General features: G+C 66.8%; 15 protein-coding genes. 11 read left to right on the top strand and 4 right to left on the bottom strand.

The annotated features are described in order from the left end of the window. Window positions 1–180: 180 nt before the first annotated feature. Genes AC5Y5O_RS16530 through AC5Y5O_RS16520 form a run of 3 tightly spaced genes read left to right on the top strand, consistent with a single transcriptional unit; the run spans window position 181 to window position 5,240 of the window. On the top strand, window positions 181–1,323 hold the full coding sequence (locus AC5Y5O_RS16530) for a metallophosphoesterase family protein (protein WP_096289610.1): 1,143 nt from the start codon (window positions 181–183) through the stop codon (window positions 1,321–1,323). Then, a complete protein-coding gene (locus AC5Y5O_RS16525) occupies window positions 1,320–3,941 on the top strand; it encodes an AAA family ATPase (protein WP_500025789.1) in 2,622 nt (873 codons plus the stop codon). Before AC5Y5O_RS16530 ends, AC5Y5O_RS16525 begins: the two co-directional genes overlap by 4 nt. A 48-nt stretch (window positions 3,942–3,989) precedes the next feature. Continuing rightward, window positions 3,990–5,240 (top strand): alpha/beta fold hydrolase, encoded by a 1,251-nt coding sequence (locus AC5Y5O_RS16520; protein ID WP_096289609.1) that lies wholly within the window; start codon window positions 3,990–3,992, stop codon window positions 5,238–5,240. Here the strand turns inward: AC5Y5O_RS16520 and AC5Y5O_RS16515 are convergent. From AC5Y5O_RS16515 to AC5Y5O_RS16500, 4 genes are all read right to left on the bottom strand, one after another. Beyond that, complete coding sequence (locus tag AC5Y5O_RS16515; protein ID WP_243394166.1) at window positions 5,227–6,810, bottom strand: ABC transporter family substrate-binding protein; 1,584 nt, start codon at window positions 6,808–6,810, stop codon at window positions 5,227–5,229. The two genes, AC5Y5O_RS16520 and AC5Y5O_RS16515, sit on opposite strands and share 14 nt — an antisense overlap. A gap of 100 nt (window positions 6,811–6,910) precedes the next feature. Continuing rightward, entirely contained in the window at window positions 6,911–8,761 is a 1,851-nt protein-coding gene (locus tag AC5Y5O_RS16510) for a dipeptide ABC transporter ATP-binding protein (protein WP_500025787.1), read from the bottom strand. Further along, window positions 8,758–9,663: an ABC transporter permease gene (locus tag AC5Y5O_RS16505; RefSeq protein WP_500025810.1), complete on the bottom strand. Its 906-nt coding sequence runs from the start codon at window positions 9,661–9,663 to the stop codon at window positions 8,758–8,760. The genes AC5Y5O_RS16510 and AC5Y5O_RS16505 overlap by 4 nt, the downstream gene beginning before the upstream one ends. A 38-nt stretch (window positions 9,664–9,701) precedes the next feature. Then, window positions 9,702–10,679, bottom strand: coding sequence for an ABC transporter permease (locus tag AC5Y5O_RS16500; RefSeq protein WP_096289605.1), 978 nt, complete (start codon window positions 10,677–10,679; stop codon window positions 9,702–9,704). A 165-nt stretch (window positions 10,680–10,844) separates the two neighbouring features. Between AC5Y5O_RS16500 and AC5Y5O_RS16495 the strand changes: the two genes are divergently transcribed. From AC5Y5O_RS16495 to AC5Y5O_RS16460, 8 genes are all read left to right on the top strand, one after another. Next, entirely contained in the window at window positions 10,845–11,189 is a 345-nt protein-coding gene (locus tag AC5Y5O_RS16495; protein WP_096289604.1) for a lsr2/espR transcriptional regulator, read from the top strand. A gap of 4 nt (window positions 11,190–11,193) precedes the next feature. Beyond that, on the top strand, window positions 11,194–11,673 hold the full coding sequence (locus tag AC5Y5O_RS16490; protein WP_096289603.1) for an NADH-quinone oxidoreductase subunit B family protein: 480 nt from the start codon (window positions 11,194–11,196) through the stop codon (window positions 11,671–11,673). Continuing rightward, complete coding sequence (locus tag AC5Y5O_RS16485) at window positions 11,670–13,640, top strand: proton-conducting transporter transmembrane domain-containing protein (RefSeq protein ID WP_500025784.1); 1,971 nt, start codon at window positions 11,670–11,672, stop codon at window positions 13,638–13,640. Before AC5Y5O_RS16490 ends, AC5Y5O_RS16485 begins: the two co-directional genes overlap by 4 nt. Window positions 13,641–13,645: 5 nt before the next feature. Further along, window positions 13,646–14,596, top strand: coding sequence for a respiratory chain complex I subunit 1 family protein (locus AC5Y5O_RS16480; RefSeq protein WP_096291297.1), 951 nt, complete (start codon window positions 13,646–13,648; stop codon window positions 14,594–14,596). Further along, window positions 14,593–15,255 carry a hypothetical protein gene (locus tag AC5Y5O_RS16475; protein ID WP_500025782.1) on the top strand — a complete coding sequence of 221 codons (663 nt, stop codon included), beginning with the start codon at window positions 14,593–14,595 and terminating at the stop codon, window positions 15,253–15,255. Before AC5Y5O_RS16480 ends, AC5Y5O_RS16475 begins: the two co-directional genes overlap by 4 nt. Next, window positions 15,255–16,727: a proton-conducting transporter transmembrane domain-containing protein gene (locus tag AC5Y5O_RS16470; protein ID WP_500025780.1), complete on the top strand. Its 1,473-nt coding sequence runs from the start codon at window positions 15,255–15,257 to the stop codon at window positions 16,725–16,727. The genes AC5Y5O_RS16475 and AC5Y5O_RS16470 overlap by 1 nt, the downstream gene beginning before the upstream one ends. After that, complete coding sequence (locus tag AC5Y5O_RS16465) at window positions 16,724–18,196, top strand: hydrogenase large subunit (RefSeq protein WP_500025778.1); 1,473 nt, start codon at window positions 16,724–16,726, stop codon at window positions 18,194–18,196. Before AC5Y5O_RS16470 ends, AC5Y5O_RS16465 begins: the two co-directional genes overlap by 4 nt. A 136-nt stretch (window positions 18,197–18,332) precedes the next feature. Continuing rightward, entirely contained in the window at window positions 18,333–18,824 is a 492-nt protein-coding gene (locus AC5Y5O_RS16460) for a beta-class carbonic anhydrase (RefSeq protein ID WP_500025776.1), read from the top strand. The last annotated feature ends 171 nt before the right edge of the window (window positions 18,825–18,995 follow it).

Here is an 18,995-nt window from a genome sequence, read left to right as displayed (position 1 = left end):
CGAACACTTCGGCAGGCGGCCGGCCCCAGCCTGCCAGCCCAAGCCCACGGCGATTGTCGCTGTGAGGCGGGCACAAAGTCACATGGACCGAGGCATGCCGGTGCGCTTCCCAAGAGTTGTCGGCCAACCAATTTAGACTCGCGATGCCTTGATAGCCACGTCACGAAAGGGGGAGCCGGGATGCGATTCCTGCACACCGCCGACTGGCAGCTGGGAATGACCCGCCACTTCCTGGCCGGCGACGCCCAGCCGCGGTATTCGGCCGCGCGGCGCGACGCGGTGGCCGGCCTGGGCGCCCTCGCGACCGAGGTGGGCGCCGAGTTCGTCGTGGTCGCGGGTGACGTCTTCGAACACAACCAGCTCGACCCGAAGGTGATCGGGCAGTCATTGGAAGCCATGCGCGCCATCGGTATTCCGGTCTATCTGTTGCCCGGCAACCACGACCCACTCGACGCGTCGTCGGTATTCACCAGCGCGTTGTTCACCCGGGAATGCCCGGACAACGTGATCGTGCTCGATCGGACGGGTACGCATCAGGTGCGACCGGGCCTCGAGATCGTCGCCGCGCCATGGCGGTCCAAGGCCCCGACCGCCGATCTGGTTGCCGAAGTCCTCGAGGGACTCGACGCGGGCTCCGTCACCCGCGTGCTCGTGGCCCATGGCGGCGTCGACGTGCTCGACCCCGACCGCGAGAAGCCGTCGCTGATCCGGCTGGCCGGGCTCGAAGAGGCGCTGACCCGCGGCGCGATCCACTATGCGGCACTGGGGGATAAGCACTCGCTCACCCAGGTCGGTGAGAGCGGCCGGGTCTGGTACTCCGGGTCGCCGGAAGTCACGAATTTCGATGACGTCGAATCCAATCCGGGGCACGTCCTGGTCGTCGACATCGACGAGAGCAACGAGGTGGCGGTGACGCCCCGGCACGTGGGCCGTTGGCAGTTCGTCACCCTGCACCGTCAGGTCGACAGCAGCCGCGATATCGCCGACCTCGACATGAATCTCGATCTGATGACCGACAAGGACCGCACCGTGGTGCGCCTGGCACTCACGGGTTCGTTGACGGTGACCGACCGCGCCACCCTGGACGGCTGCCTGGACAGATTCGCGCGGCTGTTCGCCGACTTGCGCACCTGGGAACGCCACACCGACCTCGCGGTGATACCCGCCGACGGCGAGTTCACCGATCTCGGCATCGGCGGATTCGCCGCCGCGGCCGTCGAGGAGCTGGTGGCCACGGCGCGCGGGGACGACACCGACTCCGCGACCGACGCCCAGGCCGCACTGGCGCTCTTGCTGCGCCTCACTGATCGGGGCGCGGCGTGAAGTTACACCGGTTGGTCCTGACGAACTATCGCGGAATCGGCCACCGCGAGATCGAGTTTCCCGACCACGGCGTGGTTGTGGTCAGCGGGGCCAACGAAATTGGCAAGTCCTCGATGATCGAGGCGCTCGACCTGCTGCTGGAGTCCAGGGACCGGTCGACGAAGAAGGAAGTCAAGCAGGTCAAACCCACCAACAGCGATGTCGGCTCGGAAGTGACCGCCGAAATCAGCAGCGGCACTTACCGTTTCATCTACCGCAAACGCTTCCACAAGAAGTGTGAGACGGAGTTGACCGTGCTGGAGCCGCGCCGCGAGCAGCTGACCGGCGACGAAGCCCACGAACGGGTTCGCAGCATGCTCGCCGAAACGGTGGACAACGACCTGTGGCACGCCCAGCGCGTGCTGCAGTCCACATCGATGTCCGCGGTGGATCTTTCCGGCTGCGATGCCCTTTCGCGTGCACTCGATGTCGCGGCCGGTGACGAGTCCGCCCTATCCGGCAACGAGCCGCTGCTGATCGACCGGATCGACGCCGAGTACGCGCGCTATTTTACCCCCACCGGGCGCCCCACCGGCGAGTGGGCCACGGCCATCGCTGCACTGTCCGACGCCGACGCTGCGGTTGCGGAGTGCACGGCGGCCGTCGCGGAGGTCGACGACCGGGTGCGTCGCCATGCCGCGCTGACCGAGCAGGTGGCCGAACTGTCGCAGCTGCGGCTTGCGGCCGGCCCGCGGTTGGCCGTCGCGCAAGCCGCCGCGGACAAGGCCGCCGAACTCACCCGCCAAGCGCGGGAAGCCAAGCTGGTCGCGGCCGCCGCCGCGGCGACCAGTGCAGCGGCCGACGCCGCACACCACGGCCGGTTGCGTCTGGTCGCTGAAATCGCAACGCGCACTGCGGCTGTCGCGACTGTCGAGGCGGAAGCTCAACTAGCCGCCGATGCGCTGACGGCCGCGCAGGCCGATGCCGAGGCGGCCGGTACCGCGTTGCAGGAAGCCACCCGAGTTCTGGCCGATCTGCAGACCCGCGTCGAATCGGCCCGCCGCGCCGTCGATCAGCTCGCCGAGCGCGAGGAGATCGACCGGTTGAGCGCCCGGCTGGCCAAGGTCGATGCCATCCGCCGTGACCGTGACCGGGTCGGTGCGGAGCTCTCCGAGGTCGTGCTCACCGAGGAGCTGCTGCGCCGAATCGAAAGCGCCTCAGCGGCGGTCGATCGCGCCGGCGACCAACTGACGTTGATCTCGGCGGCCGTCGAGTTCACGGCGGTCGCCGACATCCAACTCGCGGTCGGGGCAGAACGTGTCTCGTTGTCGGCGGGTCATACCTGGTCGACGACGGCCACCGGCCCGACCGAAGTCGAGGTTCCGGGTGTCCTCACCGCGCGGATCACTCCCGGTGCGACCGCGCTTGATATACAGGCGAAATATGCGGCGGCACAACAAGAACTGGCCGACGCACTAGCCGCAGGTGACGTGGCCGACCTCGCCGCGGCGAGACTGGCCGACCAGCACCGCCGCGAATTGCAGAGCGTCCGCGACCAATTGAGCGCGACGCTGGCCGGACTGTGCGGCGACGACGATATCGATGTGCTCCGGGAGCGGCTGGCACAGCTGCGCGCCGGGCAGCCGGCCGAGCCCGATCTGTTCGCCATCGATATCGCCGCTGCCCGCGCCGAACTCGACGCCGCGCGGGCCGCTCGCCTGGCCGCGGAAGCCGCATCCGAGGCCAGTCGCCGGGCCGCCGCGGCCGCCGATGCGAAGCTCGTCGAAACCTCCACCCGGGCAAAACTTTTGCTCAACGAATTGACAACGCATCGAGCCGAACTCGCCAGGGCGACCGAACAGCTCTTGGCCGAGCGTAGCTCGGTGGCCGACGAGGACCTGGCTTCGTCGGCGCAGGCCGGACGGCAGGCCGCGGCAACCGCCGAGCGTCAGGCCGCCGAACTTGCCGAAGAATTGTCCGCGGCTGCGCCCGATGCGGTGACCGCCGAATTGGCCGCGGCCAACGAGGCTGCCGCGTCGCTCGGGGCGAGCTACGAAGACGCGGCTCGCTCGCTGCGCGAGCTCACCATCGAACTGTCGGTGTTCGGCAGCGAGGGTCGCCAGGGCAAGCTCGATGCCGCGCAGGTCGAGCGTGAGCACGCCGCCAATCAGCACAACCGGATCGGCGGCCGGGCCCGCGCCGCACAGCTGTTGCGTTCCGTAATGGCCCGCCATCGCGACACCACCCGGCTGGGCTATGTCGAGCCCTACCGCACCGAATTGCAGCGACTCGGCCGCCCGGTGTTCGGGCCCAGCTTCGAGGTCGACGTCGACACCGACTTGTGTATCCGCAGCCGAACACTCGATGGCGTCACGGTGCCGTACGACTCCCTATCTGGCGGGGCCAAGGAGCAACTCGGTATCCTGGCGCGGTTGGCCGGCGCCGCGCTGGTAGCCAAGGAGGACGCCGTTCCGGTCGTCGTCGACGACGCGCTCGGGTTCACCGACCCGCAGCGGCTGGCCAAGATGGGCGAGGTGTTCGACACCGTCGGCGCGCAGGGTCAAGTGATCGTGTTGACCTGTAGCCCCGATCGTTACGACAGCGTGAAAGGTGCGCACCGCATCGATCTCAATGCGTAGCACCCGCCGCGCTGCTGATCGCCACTGACCCCGGCAGAATGGGCGGCGATGACCATGAACGCGAAAAGGCGCCGAATGCACGAGAGGCTTGCGGGAATGCCCGGCGTGCGACCGGTGCGCAGGCCGATATCCCCGGGCAGCGCCGAAGAGTTCGATCTGTACTACGTGCGCACCGGCCGCAAGTCCGCCCACCCGCTGGTCATCATCCCGGGCGGTCCGGGCGTGGCGTCGGTGCAGGTCTACAAGGGATTACGGCGTCGCGCCGCCCTCGCCGGTCTGGACATCATCATGATCGAGCACCGGGGGATCGGCATGTCGCGCCATGACGACTCCGGCGCGGACCTGCCGCCCGAAGCGATCACGGTCGATCAGGTGGTCGACGACATCGCCGCCGTGCTAGACGACGCCCATGTGGACTCCGCGGTCATCTACGGCACGTCCTACGGCAGCTATATCTCAGCCGGGTTCGGGGTACGTCACCCCGGCCGGGTGCACGCGATGGTTCTGGATTCGCCCCTGCTGTCACGACACGACATCGAGGTCGTTCGCCGCGCGGTCCGGGGCCTGCTGTTCGATGGCGATACTCCGGAGACCGCCGCATTGGCTCCCAAGGTTCGCAAACTGATCGACACCGGGGTGATCGCCGGGACGGCGGGGGAGATTGCCACCACCATCTACGCTTACGGCGGGGCGCCGCTGCTGGATCGTGAACTCGACTTGTTACTCAGTGGCCGAATGACGTTGTGGCGGATGTTGTCGCGCTTCTCCGCGGTAGTGAGTATGAATGTCGCGTACCGTCACGAAATCGACCTGGTGAGTCGCATCGCGTTCCGCGAGCTCGACTACGGCGCCCAGCCCGACGGCCTGCCGCTCGATCCGGCGGTGGCGCTGCGTGAAATCATCAGCGGGACAGATGCTTTCGAGTCCGAGCCGTACGATCTGGTCGCGGAGATGCCGAAGTTCACCTGGCCCACGGTCGTGGTCTCCGGCGGCCGTGACCTGGTGACACCGCGGGCGGTCGCAGAGCAGGTGGCATCGCTGGTGCCGAATGCTCTGTTACTCGCGTTGCCGACCATGGCGCACAGCGCCGTGGACTTTCGTGAGCCCGCGGCACTGATCATCGCGGAGGCGGTGTGCCGCGGCGAAGTCGACCAGCTTGCCGGCCGGGGACCGGCGCTGGACACCCTGCCGGCCCGCCCGGCGATGCGCCTGCTGTGGAAGGCCGTCGAGGTGGCCGCGATCGCGGAGGGTGCGCTGCCGGTGGTGACACCGCCATGGCGGCGGCTCAGGTCCGCATGAACCCGACCGCGGTGTAGTCCACATCGGCCAACCCGGCCGCGCCGTAATTGGCCAAATCCTTTCGTACCGCTCGGTTCCCGGGCGACTGGAACAGCGGCAGGTTGAAGCCCTCCTGCCAGATCATCTGGTCAACCTGGTTGGCGAGGTCACGCGCTTTGTTTACGTCCAGCTCAGAAAGCGTCTCGGCGATCTTCGCATCGATCGCGGCGTTGCCGATCCTGCCGAAGTTGCTGTCACCGTCCGAGGTATAGATCTGTGCAAGTGCGGACAACGGGAAAGCGTTGCCCTCCCAACCGAATTGGGCGATATCGAAATCGCCGACGCCGACGTACTGGCTGAAAAAGCCGCTGCCGGCCTTGAGGTCGAGTACCAGCTTCACACCGATCTGCGCCAGGCTGTTCTGCGCGACCATGGCAATCTGCCGGTTGGATGCCGCGTCGAAGAGCACGTCGCGAACGACGAGCTGCCTGCCGTCCTTCTCCCGCACCGCGCCGTTGAGTTTCCACCCCATGGCATCGAGATCTCTTCTGGCCTTCTCCGGGTTGTAAGCGCCCGGCGCGCTGTTGTCTTGGTAGCCAACCTGTCCGGCCACATAGACGTGATTGTTCAGCGGCACGGGATGGGTGCTCAGCCCGTGCTGGACGACATCGACGATGGCTTGGCGGTCGATACCCTGGCAGATCGCGAGCCGCAGCCGCTCGTCGGCCATGATCGAACCCTCGGCGCCGTTGAACGTGAAGTGGAACCACGTCGGGGCCGGCGCGCGCCGGATCACGATGCCGGGTGTGCGCCCGGCGGTCACCATATCGTCGAGCGTCGTGATGCCGGCGGCATCGATGGCCTTGTTCTGTAAGGCAGGGATGATGGCGGAGACATCGAGCACCAGGAAGGTGATCGAATCCAGCCGAGGCTTGCGGCCCCACCATCGTGGATTACGGGTCAGCACGATGCGCTGCGCGGTCCGGTCGATCGTGGACACGACGAAGGGGCCGGCCGACGGGCCCGGCGCTTCGAGCTGGCCCTTGTTGAATACCTCCGGGTTGGCCGTCATGCTGCGCGGTTGCATCCCGCCGGCGAACATCCCCCGCCATTCGGCGTACGGATCGGAGAAGGTGACCACCGCCTGCCGGTCGTTCACACCCCTGGTCACCGACTTCACCCGTTCGAACCCGGCCCGGCTGGCGATCAAGTACCTCTTGTCGCGGCCGTTGCACGCGTCGACCTCCGACTTGAGGTCTTCCCAGGTGATCGGCGCGCCGTCGCTCCACGTTGCTTTGGGATTGATTGTGTACGTGACGGTTTGGGGGTTGGTCCCGGTCAGCTCGGCACCGGTGAAGTAGTCGGTGTTGAGCGTCAGTCTGCCGTCCGCCTGGGTCATGAACGCCCCCGGCAGCGTGGCCGCCAGCACCGCGCCGGTGTCAGAGGTATTGCCGTCGATGTTCAACTGATTGAAGTTGTCCGGGAACTCCGTCAGCGGTAGTCGCAGGTTGCCGCCGTCTTGCAGCGTCGCCGGGTCTTGCGGATTCATGTCGCTGGTGGCGCCGACCTGAGCCGCTCGGGTCTCCGGCATGTCCTCGTAGCCACTCGAGCAGCCGGTGACCACCACCACGAACGCCAGTGCCAGCGCCGCGAGCGTGCGGGCTCTCGGTAGGTGTGTCACGCGCACGATGCTAACCGGACGCGGCATCGGGATGCGCCCGTGGAACGGCGGCCAGCAGTCGCCGGGTGTAGTCGTGCTGAGGGTTGGTGAAAACCTCATCGCCGTCGCCCTGCTCGACGATGCCACCCCGGTACAACACCACCACCTGGTGCGCCAGGTGCTTGACGACGGAAAGGTCATGCGAGACAAACAGATACGACAGACCAAAGCGCTCCTGCAGGTCGAGCAGCAGGTTGATGATCCCGGCTTGGATCGAGACGTCCAGCGCCGACACCGGCTCGTCGAGCGCCAAAATCTTCGGCTGCAACGCCAGCGCTCGGGCGATACCGATGCGCTGCTTTTGCCCACCGGAGAACTCGGCCGGATAGCGAGCGGCGTCCGCATAACGCAGACCGACGGTGTCGAGCAGTTCGGCTACGCGTGCATCGGCATCGACCTTCCGGAATCCATTGGCCTGCAAAGGTTCGGCTATGATTTCGGAAACAGGTAGACGGGGGTCCAGTGATGCCACCGGGTCCTGGAACACCACCTGAATGTCGTGCCGCATCGCGCGCCGGCTCTCCGGATTCAGCCCGGCGACGTCGGCGCCGAGAACCTCAATCGAACCCGATTGCGGCTCGTTCAATTCCAAGATCTGTTGCAGAATAGTCGATTTTCCCGAACCGGACTCTCCGACGATCGCCAGAGTCCGGCCCTGCTGCAGGGTGAAGCTGACGCCGGCGACCGCTCGCACCTCTCCCACCCGCCGGCGAAATACCACGCCCTTGGTGAGCGGGTAGGTCTTGCTGAGGTCGGTCACCCGCAGCACGGTTGCGTCCTGGTCTGCCGCGGTATCGACGGCCGGCGGCCCGGTTGTCACGTCGAAGATCTCGGAGGCGGTGCGCCCGGCGACGTCGTCGGTGCGAATGCACGCCGCCCGGTGGCCTTCGGAAACCATCACCAGAGCTGGCTCGGTCGAGCGACATTCGTCGATGGCCAGCGGACAGCGGGGGGTGAACGGACAGGCGTCGGGGACAAGCGTGGCCAGGTTCGGCGGCGCTCCGGGAATCGGAACCAGCCGGGTGCCCTGCGGGGCGTCCAGGCGCGGCACCGACCCGAGCAATCCGACCGTGTAGGGCATGCGGCGGTCCCGGTAGAGATCGTCCACGGCCGCGATCTCGACCTCACGTCCGGCGTACATGACCATTGCCCGGTCGGCGAACGCCGATACCACCCCCAGGTCGTGGGTGATGATCAACACTCCCGCGCCGGTGACGTCGCGTGCGGTCCGCAGCACATCGAGGATTTGAGCTTGCACGGTGACGTCCAGCGCGGTGGTGGGCTCGTCACAGATAAGCAGGTCCGGATCGTTGGCGATCGCGATCGCGATCACCACCCGCTGGCGCTCGCCGCCGGATAGCTCGTGCGGGAACGCTTTTGCCCGCCGATCTGGCTGCGCGATACCGACCAGCTCGAGCAGCTCGACGGCCCGGATCCGGGCCGTTGCGCGGTTGACGTCGTGGTGGTGAACCTGGATGGCTTCGGCGATCTGTTCCCCGACGGTGTAGACGGGAGTCAGCGCCGACATCGGGTCTTGGAACACCGTGCCGATCGTCTTGCCGCGGATACGTGACATCGCCTGGTCGGGCAGCCCGAGCAGCTCCTGGCCGTGCAGCCGAACCGAACCCGAAATCTCGGCGTATTCGGGCAGCAGCCCGACGACCGCCATCGCGGCGGTGCTTTTGCCCGAGCCCGATTCCCCGACGATCGCGAGCACCTCGCCCGGATCGATGTGATAGGTCGCCCCGCGCACCGCGGGCACCCGCGTATCCCCGGTGTCGAAGGTAACGCTGAGGTCGGTCACCTCCAGCAGTGCGGTCATTGCGGCGGCCCGATTGGCTTGAGCTTCCTGCGGCGGGACGGCTTCGCGCCCGGATCGATCGCGTCGCGCAGACCGTCGCCGGCGAGGTTCGCGCACAACACAATCAATATCAACGCCGAGCCGGGGACCAGGAAGACCCAGGGGAAGGTGGTCGCCGACGGAGTGCCTTCGGCGATCAGCGTGCCCAGCGATACGTCCGGTGGCTGAACACCGAATCCCAGGAAGCTCAACCCGGTTTCGGCCAGGATCGCGAAACCCACGTTGAGCGTTGCGTCGATGATCAGGATCGAGGCGACGTTCGGCACGATGTGATGCACGATCACCCGTCGGCTCGACACTCCCATATACCGTGCCGCACGGACGAATTCGCGTTCCCGCAGGCTCATGGTCAGGCCACGCACCATCCGCGAGCTGACCATCCAGCCGAACGCCGCGAGCAGCACAATGAGCCACAGCACGCTGTTCGAATGTTTGGTGCGCGGCGTGACGATCGCAATGAGCAGGAAGCTGGGCACCACCAGCAGCAGGTCCACCAGCCACATCAGTGCCCGGTCGCGCCAGCCACCGAAGTAGCCGGCTACCGATCCGACGGTGGCGGCGATGGTGGTCGAGATCACCGCCACGCAAACACCGATCAGTAGCGACTTCTGCATGCCGGTAAGAGTGCGGGCCAGTAGGTCCTGGCCCAGCGCGTTGGTGCCCAACCAGTGTCGCCACGACGGCGGCTGCAGCAGTGAGTGCAGATCGAGATCGGTGTAGCTGTACGGCAATAGCGGCGGCACCGCGTAGCAGCCGACGAATGCCAGCGCCAGCAGAATCAGCGCCACCGCCGCAGGCTTGTTGCGAAAAAAGCGTCGCAGCAACAGGTTTCGGCGCGATGTAAAGGTGGCGACCGGGTGGATGTCGGAGTGCCCCGGTGCGCTTTGATCGGTCTTCTGGGTCACGAAACCCGCACCCTGGGATCCAGTGCCGCATAAATGACGTCGGACAACAGCCCCGCCAGCAGAACGGCCGCGCCGGAGAAAAGCGTGATCGCCGCGACGACGTTGGCGTCCTGGGTCGCGATTCCGGACACCACCCATTCGCCCATGCCGTGCCAGCCGAAGATCTTCTCGACGAACACCGCGCCGACGACGAGCCCACTCACTCCGTAGGCGAACAGGGTCGCCATCGGAATGAGCGCGGTGCGCAAACCGTGTTTGAACAGCGCCCGCCGACGGGTCAGTCCTTTTGCCCGCGCGGTCCGGATGAAGTCCTCGCCGAGCACGTCGAGCATCGCATTCCGTTGGTAGCGGCTGAAACCCGCGATGGCGCCCAGGGCCAGGGTCAGGGTGGGCAGCACGATGTGCTGCAACCGTTCGATGATCGCGTCGACGGTTCCGGTGGGCGCAAGCGGCGAGGTTTCCCCGGTGTACTGAAAGATTCCCACGCCGGCGAACATGTTGATCCGCAGTGCGCCCAGAATCAGCAGGCTTGCCAGGACGAACGACGGGATGCTCAAGACGATCAGCGACAGCACGGTGATCACCCGATCGCTGAGCCGGTACTGCCGCACCGCGCCCCAGGCCCCCACGATGACGCCGATCAGCGTGCCCAGCACCGAACCGGTCACCACCAGTCGCAGGCTCACCCCGACCCGGCGCCACAGTTCCTGGGAGACCGGGTGACCGCTCACCGTCACCCCGAAGTCACCGTGGACCACACCGGAAACCCATTTCGCGTAGCGGATGGCCACCGGTTTGTCCAAGCCCAGCGCAACGGCCTTGGCGTGAATCGCCTCCGGCGGCGGCGTCGGGTGGCGCTGCATAAAACTGTCGAGCGGATGAAAGGTCTGCGAGGTCAGCAGGAAGGTCAGGAAGGACGCGAGCACCAGCAGGACGACGTAGTTGAGGAAACGCCGGGCGAGGTACCGGATCATGCCCGGCGGGCCTGCCTGCATCGCATTGGGACAGGGTAGCGAGATACGCGCGACCCGGCTTGGATCGCCCGGCGCCGGCCGCGCCGAAGCGGTTCGCCCGGAGTTGCGTATGATGAATTCTTCAATTGATGAACTACAGCATTAACAAAGCCTTCAGGAGCACGGGTGGAAGCAAAGCCCCTCTACAAGCTCAAAGCCGATTTCTTCAAGACGCTTGGGCACCCCGCGCGCATCAGGATTCTCGAGCTCCTGGTGGAGCGGGACCGCTCCGTTGGAGAGTTGTTGGTGTCCGATGTCGGACTCGAGGCGTCCAACCTGTCCCAGCAGCTGGCGGTGTTGCGTCGGGCGGGAGTCGTCGCCGCTGACCGTGACGGCAACGTGGTGACCTACTCGATCGCCTCGCCCGACATCGCCGAGCTCCTCGCGGTTGCTCGCAAGGTGCTTGCCCGGGTGCTTACCGACCGGGTGGCGGTGCTGGAGGATCTGCGCGCCGACCACTCGGCGAATTAGCGCCATGGGTTGGTTCGCCAAAATTCTGCACGTGGGCCGCGTCGTCGAGCCCGCGGGCGCGCCACCGCCGCCGGCAATGGAACCACCGGCGGGAGTGCGTGGTTCGCTGCAGATCCGGCATGTCGACGCGGGTTCGTGCAACGGATGCGAGGTGGAGATATCGGGTGCGTTCGGGCCGGTGTACGACGCCGAGCGGTTCGGGGCCCGGCTGGTCGCCTCGCCCCGGCATGCCGATGCGCTGCTGGTGACCGGGGTGGTGACGCGCAATATGGCCGGCCCGCTGCGCAACACCGTGGAGGCGACGCCCCGCCCACGGGTGGTGATCGCGTGCGGAGATTGCGCCTTGAACGCAGGGGTGTTCAAGGATGCCTATGCCGTGGCCGGTGCGGTCAGTGACGTGGTGGGAGTCGATATCGAGATCGCGGGGTGCCCACCGACACCAGCCGCCATCGTTGCGGCTCTGCGGTCGGTGACTGGGAAATGACGGCCACGTCGACTCTTGGTTCGGTGGCGACGCCGAAAACGTTGTCACGAAAGGGTTTTGGTCCGGCGGTCGGTGGGATCAGCACGTCGGGCGTGGGCATCGCCGGGGTGTGGCTGGGCTTGCAGGCCATGTTCGGGTCGGTGCGGGCGATACATATCGACTGGCTTCTTCCGCTGTCCGGTGTACACCTCGAGCTTGACCCGCTGGGCGGATTCTTCATGGCGCTCACCGGCGCGGTAGCGGTCCCGGTTGGTTGTTATGCGATCGGGTACGCGCGGCATGAGCGGCTGAGTGGGGCCACGGTTGGCATGCTGCCGATGTTCGCCGCGACGATGATGCTGGTGCCGGCCGCGGGTTCGGTGACGACCTTTCTGCTGGCGTGGGAGTTGATGGCGATCACGTCGCTGATACTGGTGCTGTCCGAGCACACCCGTGCGCAGGTCCGCGCGGCGGGTATGTCGTATGCGGTGATGACCCAGCTCGGGTTCGCCGCGATCCTGGTCGGGCTCATGGTGTTGTCGGCAGCCGGCGCATCCGACCGGCTCGCCGACCTCGAGGGGGTGTCCGGTGGGGTCCGCGCGGTGGTGTTCGCGCTGACAGTCGTCGGCTTCGGGTCGAAGGCGGGATTGGTGCCGCTGCACGCCTGGTTACCCCGCGCCCATCCCGAGGCGCCCAGCCCGGTGTCGGCGTTGATGAGTGCGGCGATGGTCAATCTGGGCATCTACGGCATCGTTCGCTTCGACCTGCAGTTGCTCGGGCCGGGTCCCCGTTGGTGGGGTCTGGCGCTGATGGCCGTTGGTGCCGTGTCCGCGCTCTACGGTGTGCTGCAGGCCTCGGTGGCGACCGACATCAAACGGCTGCTCGCATATTCGACGACGGAGAACATGGGCCTGGTGACGCTGGCGCTGGGTGCCGCCGAGCTTTTCGTGGACACCGGTGCCGACGGTCCGGCGACAATTGCCGCAGCCGCTGCGGTAGTACATCTGATGGCGCACGCGGCGTTCAAGAGCCTCGGGTTCTTGTCGGCCGGATCGGTGCTGGTCGCCACGGGTGTGCGCGATCTCGATCTGCTCGGCGGACTGGCCCGCCGGATGCCGGTCACCACAGTGTTCTTCGGCTTGGCCGCGCTGGGCGCGTGTGGACTCCCGCTCGGCGCCGGCTTTGTCGGTGAGTGGCTGCTGGTGCAGTCCCTGATCCACGCCCCACCCGGACACGATCCGACGGTGGCACTGACCACTCCGTTGGCGGTCGGCGTGGTCGCACTTGCCACCGGCCTGAGCGTGGCCGCGATGGTCAAAGCGTTCGGGATTGGGTTCCTCGCCCGTCCCCGCTCGAGCCAGGCCGCCGGCGCGGGTGAGGCGCCGGCCAGCATGCGTGCCGGGATGGCGACCGCGGCGGGCGCCTGCGTGATCCTGGCGGCCGCGCCGGGGTTCGTCGCCCCGATCGTGCGGCGGGCCGTCGCGACGCTGCCGTTCGCCCACGGGTTCGCCGACTTCGGCACCGTGGTCCGACTGCCCGGAGTGCCCGGTTCGATCGCACCGGGTGTGATCGCCGCCAGTGTGCTCGCCACCGCACTGGTGGCGTCCGGGCTGGCCCGGTTACGCGCCCGGCGCCGCCCTGCGCCTGTCGTGCTGCCGTTATGGGCTTGTGGCGCAGACGATCTCACCGAGCGCATGCAATACACGGCAACGTCCTTCGCCGAGCCGCTGCAGCGAGTCTTCGGTGAGGTGCTGCGCCCCGATACCGACATCGAGGTCACCCAGACGGCCGAATCACGGTTCATGGCTGACCGAATCACCTACCGTAGCGCGATCACCGACGCGGTCGAACAGCGTCTGTACGCCCCGGTGGTCGCGGCGGTCGCCGCCGCCGCCGGCTTGATGCGCCGTGCCCACACCGGCAGCGTGCACCTCTACCTGGCCTACGGGGCGCTTGGCGTGCTGATCGTGCTGGTGGCCGCCAAGTGAACGCGATGTCCTACGTCGCGGGGGCGGCTCAGCTCGGCCTGGTCACACTCGGTGCGCCGCTGGTGATCGGCGTAACGCGTCAAGTGCGGGCCCGCTGGGAGGGCCGAGCAGGCGGCGGAGTGTTGCAACCATGGCGAGATCTGCTCAAACAGCTTGGTAAGCAACAAATCACGCCGGCGGGAACGACGATTGTGTTTATCGCCGCGCCCGCGATCGTCGCCGGGACCACATTATTGATCGCGGCGATCGCACCGATCGTCGCCACGGGATCACCCCTGGACTCCAGCGCCGATTTGTTCGCCGTGGTGGGCTTACTTTTCCTGGGCACCGTGGCGCTCGCTCTTGCCGGCATTGACACCGGCACCTCGTTCGGCGGTATGGGCGCGAGCCGCGAGATCACCATTGCCGCTCTGGTCGAGCCGACGATCCTGCTGGCGGTGTTCGCGCTGTCCATCCCGGCCGGCTCGTCGAATCTCGGTGCGCTGGTGACAAATACGATCGCGCACCCAGAGCATGTACTGTCCTTGACCGCGGTGCTCGCCTTTGTTGCGCTGGTGATCGTCATCGTCGCCGAGACCGGGCGCCTGCCGGTCGACAACCCGGCGACTCACCTGGAATTGACAATGGTGCATGAGGCGATGGTCCTCGAATATGCCGGACCCCGGTTGGCGCTCGTCGAGTGGGCGTCTGGGATGCGACTCACGGTTCTGCTGGCGCTGCTGGCAAACCTGTTCTTGCCGTGGGGTATTGCCGGTGCCGCGCCCACCGCGCTTCAGGTGCTGGCGGCTGTCGCGGCGATAGTGATCAAGGTGGCGGTGCTGGCCGCATTACTCGCGACATTCGAGGTGTTCATCGCCAAACTCCGATTGTTCCGGGTGCCCGAACTGTTGGCGGGTTCGTTCCTGCTGGCCTTGCTCGCTGTCACCGCCGCCAACTTCTTCACGGTGCGCACATGACGGACGCGAACTTCTCGACCTTGGTCGACTTCGCCGCAGGCGGGCTCGTGCTGGCCGCCGTCTTGATCGTCTGGCGCCGCGACGTGCCCGCCATCGTGCATCTGCTGGCCTGGCAGGGCCTGGCACTGACCGCGATCCCGGCGCTGCGCGGCATCCACGACCACGATGGCGCACTGATCGCGGTCGCCGTCGTCGTAATGGTGCTGCGCGTGGTGGTGTTGCCGTGGCTGCTCGGGCGCGTGGTGGGTGCCGAAACCACCTCGCGACGCGAGGCCACGCCGCTGATCAACACCACCAGTTCGCTGCTGATTACCGGGGGATTGACGGTCGCCGCCTTTGCGATCACCCAACCGGTGGTGGACCTGGCACCCGGTCCCAGCACCAACGCCGTGCCCGCCGCGTTCGCGGTGGTGCTGATCGCGCTTTTCGTGTTGACCACCCGGCTGCACGCGATCTCGCAAGCCGTCGGATTCCTGATGCTGGACAACGGGATTGCCGCGACGGCTTTCCTGCTTACGGCGGGAGTGCCGTTGATCGTCGAACTCGGAGCCTCACTCGATGTGCTCTTGGCCGTCATCGTGATCGGCGTGCTGACCGGCGGGCTGCGGAACACCTTCGGCGACGCCGACCTGGACAAGTTGCAGGAACTGCACGACTGATGACCGCTTTGCTCCTCACCGCGATCCTGGCGCCACTTGCCGCGTCGATCGCCACCCTGGTCGGCGGATGGCGGCGCGTGACCGCGGCACTGACCGTCCTGTCCGCAGTCATCGTGCTGGTGTGTGGCGTCGCGTTGGGTTTTCGGGTCGGATCCGGTACCCGGTTCGCGCTCGGCGGGCTGCTGCGTGCCGACGCGCTCACGGTGACGATGCTCATCGTCATCGGGATCGTCGGCACGCTGGCCACCTGGGCGAGCGTTGCCTACATCGACGGCGAGCTGGCGCGCGCCCACACCGATGACCGGGGTGCCCGCCTGTTCGGTGTACTGACACCGGCGTTCTTGGCGGCGATGGTTCTCGCGGTGAGCGCCAACAATATTGGCGTGGTGTGGGTGGCGATCGAGGCCACCACCGTGATCACCGCCTTCCTGGTGGGGCATCGGCGCACGCGCACCGCGCTGGAAGCGACCTGGAAGTACGTGGTGATCTGTTCGGTCGGTATCGCCGTCGCGTTCCTGGGAACCGTGCTGCTGTACTTCGCCGCACGCTACGCCGGGTTGCCCGCCGCCCACGCGTTGAACCTCGATGTCCTTGCGGCGCACGCGCGCGGCCTGAATCCCGCGGTCGCGCGGTTGGCCGGGGGACTGTTGCTGATCGGCTACGGGGCCAAGGCCGGGCTCTTCCCGTTCCACACCTGGCTGGCCGACGCCCACAGCCAAGCCCCCGCGCCGGTGTCCGCGCTGATGAGTGGCGTGCTGTTGTCGGTCGCGTTCTCGGTGATCCTCCGACTGCGACCGATCGTCGACGCTGCCACCGGGCCCGCTTTTCTGCGCGGCGGACTGCTGGTTGTCGGGTTGACGACGCTGCTGGTCGCCGCGCTGATGCTGACCGTCACCGGCGACATCAAGCGGATGCTGGCGTACTCCTCGATGGAGAACATGGGGCTGATCGCGATCGCGGCGGCCGCGGGCACCACGCTGGCGGTCGCCGCACTGCTGCTGCATGTGCTCGCCCACGGAATCGCCAAGACGGTGTTGTTCCTGGCGGGCGGTCAGCTGCAGGCCGCGCACAACTCGACGGCGATCGCCGATATCACCGGCGTCATGCACCGGTCGCGGCTGATCGGCGTGTCGTTCGCCACCGGCCTGATCGCGCTGTTGGGCCTGCCACCGTTCGCGATGTTCGCCAGCGAACTGGCGATCGCGCGCTCGCTGGCCGGCGCGCGGCTGGCCTGGGTGCTGGGGATCGCAATCCTGCTGATCGCGATCGCCTTCGCCGCTTTGGCCCGCAACTGCGGGCGAATACTGCTCGGTGCGCCCGCGGCGGGTGCGCCACCTCTTGCCGTGCCGGCCACAGCCGCAACGGTCTTGGTCCTTGGCATCGCCGCCTCCGCCGCCCTCGGCATTACCGCTGGTCCGCTCACCCAGCTGTTCACAATGGCCGCCAGCGCCAACACCGGAGCCTCGCGATGAACCGAATCTGGTTGCGGCACAGGGTGTCGCAGCGCGAGCTTGCAGAAAGGGCCGAACAACTGCTGGACGATTCCTTCAGGCTGGCCTTGGTCGCCGCACACGACGATTCAGACAGCCTGCGTGTCGTCTACCTGTTCCTGGCCGGCTGCCCCGATCGCCGCGTCGAGCTTGAATGCGTTGTGCCCGTCCATAATCCAATGCTCCAATCGTTGGCCTATGTGTCGTTTCCGGCGAGTCGATTCGAGCGCGAGATGGCCGATCTCTACGGAATCCGGCCCGTCGGCCACCCCAAACTTCGCCGCCTGGTCAGTCACGCGCACTGGCCCGACTGGCATCCGATGCGCACCGACCCGGGACCCGCGCCCGAATTCGCCGGCACCGGCGCGTTCCCGTTCCTCAACGTCGAAGGGCCCGGGGTGTACGAGATCCCGGTTGGCCCGGTCCACGCCGGTCTGATCGAACCGGGCCACTTTCGCTTTTCGGTCGCGGGTGAGACCGTCGTGCGGTTGAAAGCCCGGCTGTGGTTCGTCCACCGCGGCATCGAGAAGCTGTTTCACGGCCGGACCGCCGATGGGGCAGTCGATCTCGCCGAACGGATCAGCGGCGATACGTCGGCCGCGCACGCCCTGGCCCACAGCCTCGCCGTCGAAGACGCCCTCGGCATCGAGCTGCCCGAAGAGGTGCACCGGCTGCGCGCGCTGATCGTTGAACTTGAGCGGCTCTACAACCACGCCGCCGATCTCGGCGCCCTCGCCAACGACATCGGCTACTCCATCGCCAACGTCCATGCCCAACGCATCCGGGAAAGACTGCTGCGGCTCAACGCCTCCGTCACCGGCCACCGGCTGCTACGCGGTGCCATTCGCCCGGGCGGCGTTGTGCTGCAGGGTCTTCCCGATATCGAGGAACTTCACCGGCTCGCCGCGGACCTGGCCGAGGTCGTGTCGCTGACACTGACGAACGCGGTCGCCTACGACCGATTCGCCGGCACCGCGATTCTTCGCTGCGAAGACGCTCGTGCCCTGGGTTGTCTGGGGTACGTCGCTCGGGCCAGCGGCCTTCGCACGGACGCCCGGGTCGAGCACCCCACCGTCGATCTGCCCGTCGTGGAAATTGCCGCGACGACAGGCGATGTTCTGGCCCGTTACACCGTGCGGCGCGACGAGTTCGCCGCGGCCGCTGACCTGGTCCGGCACGTCGTCGAGTCACACAGCGGCCCAATCGAATACGGTGTCAGCACCGAAGCGGGTACGCCCGGCAGCGGTGTCGGCATAGTCGAGGGTTGGCGTGGCACCATCGTGCATCGCGTCGAAATCGACGCGACCAACCGCATCACCCGGTCCAAGATCGTCGACCCGTCCTGGTTCAACTGGCCCGCGCTTCCCGTGGCGATGGCCGACACGATCGTCCCCGACTTCCCGTTGGCCAACAAGAGCTTCAACCAGTCCTACGCGGGCAACGACCTGTAGCCGAGGCAAGCCCGGACTCCCGGCCGGCCGCCGCCGAGACATTCAAAATTCGCTGAGCAAAATTAGACCCTGCGCCTATGGCAGGAGATATGCTGCGGCACCGATTGCCTGGCAATTTCCATCCGAGGAGGCTTGCGTGACGGTTACCGATGATTACTTGGCAAACAACGCCGGTTACGCGAGCGCATTCAATGGTCCACTGCCGCTGCCGCCGAGCAAACACGTCGCGGTCGTGGCGTGTATGGATGCCCGGCTCGACGTCTACCGCGTCCTCGGCCTGAACGAGGGCGAGGCCCATGTCATCCGCAACGCCGGCGGAGTTGTCACCGACGACGTCATTCGGTCACTGGCCATCAGCCAGCGACTGCTGGGGACTCGGGAGGTCATCCTGATTCACCACACCGACTGCGGGATGCTCACGTTCACCGACGACGACTTCAAGCGCGCCATCCAAGAAGAGATCGGTGTGAAGCCGCCGTGGGCGGCCGAGGCGTTCGCAGACCTCGCCGAGGACGTGCGGCAGTCGTTGCGGCGCGTCGAAAACAGCCCGTTCGTCACCAAGCATGTGTCGGCGCGCGGATTCGTCTTCGACGTCGCCAGCGGCAAGCTCGAAGAGATCACCCTCTAGCACTCCCGTCTCTTGCGCCGACTTCGGCGCGCTGGAGTGCATGAATACTTGCCCCCTTCGAGCGACAACCGAATTTCCCGTCGATCGGCGCTCGGATTGTCGCTCGGAGGAGGGCAAATCGTGATGTCCTCCGAAGTGCGCATCAACCGCCGCTAATCAGCGCCATTGACA

The organism is Mycobacterium sp. NGS40 (assembly GCF_059812735.1).
Note: the sequence above shows the minus strand (reverse complement) of the source record. Positions and strands in the feature narration are given on the sequence as shown.

What these genes read in the sequence shown, in the direction of transcription:
- AC5Y5O_RS16530 (WP_096289610.1), top strand. Translation starts at nt 181, where the DNA reads ATGCGATTCCTGCACACCGCCGACTGGCAGCTGGGAATGACCCGCCAC.
- AC5Y5O_RS16520 (WP_096289609.1), top strand. Translation starts at nt 3,990, where the DNA reads ATGACCATGAACGCGAAAAGGCGCCGAATGCACGAGAGGCTTGCGGGA.
- AC5Y5O_RS16515 (WP_243394166.1), bottom strand. Translation starts at nt 6,810, where the DNA reads ATGCCGGAGACCCGAGCGGCTCAGGTCGGCGCCACCAGCGACATGAAT.
- AC5Y5O_RS16510 (WP_500025787.1), bottom strand. Translation starts at nt 8,761, where the DNA reads ATGACCGCACTGCTGGAGGTGACCGACCTCAGCGTTACCTTCGACACC.
- AC5Y5O_RS16500 (WP_096289605.1), bottom strand. Translation starts at nt 10,679, where the DNA reads ATGATCCGGTACCTCGCCCGGCGTTTCCTCAACTACGTCGTCCTGCTG.
- AC5Y5O_RS16490 (WP_096289603.1), top strand. Translation starts at nt 11,194, where the DNA reads ATGGGTTGGTTCGCCAAAATTCTGCACGTGGGCCGCGTCGTCGAGCCC.
- AC5Y5O_RS16485 (WP_500025784.1), top strand. Translation starts at nt 11,670, where the DNA reads ATGACGGCCACGTCGACTCTTGGTTCGGTGGCGACGCCGAAAACGTTG.
- AC5Y5O_RS16480 (WP_096291297.1), top strand. Translation starts at nt 13,646, where the DNA reads ATGTCCTACGTCGCGGGGGCGGCTCAGCTCGGCCTGGTCACACTCGGT.
- AC5Y5O_RS16475 (WP_500025782.1), top strand. Translation starts at nt 14,593, where the DNA reads ATGACGGACGCGAACTTCTCGACCTTGGTCGACTTCGCCGCAGGCGGG.
- AC5Y5O_RS16470 (WP_500025780.1), top strand. Translation starts at nt 15,255, where the DNA reads ATGACCGCTTTGCTCCTCACCGCGATCCTGGCGCCACTTGCCGCGTCG.
- AC5Y5O_RS16465 (WP_500025778.1), top strand. Translation starts at nt 16,724, where the DNA reads ATGAACCGAATCTGGTTGCGGCACAGGGTGTCGCAGCGCGAGCTTGCA.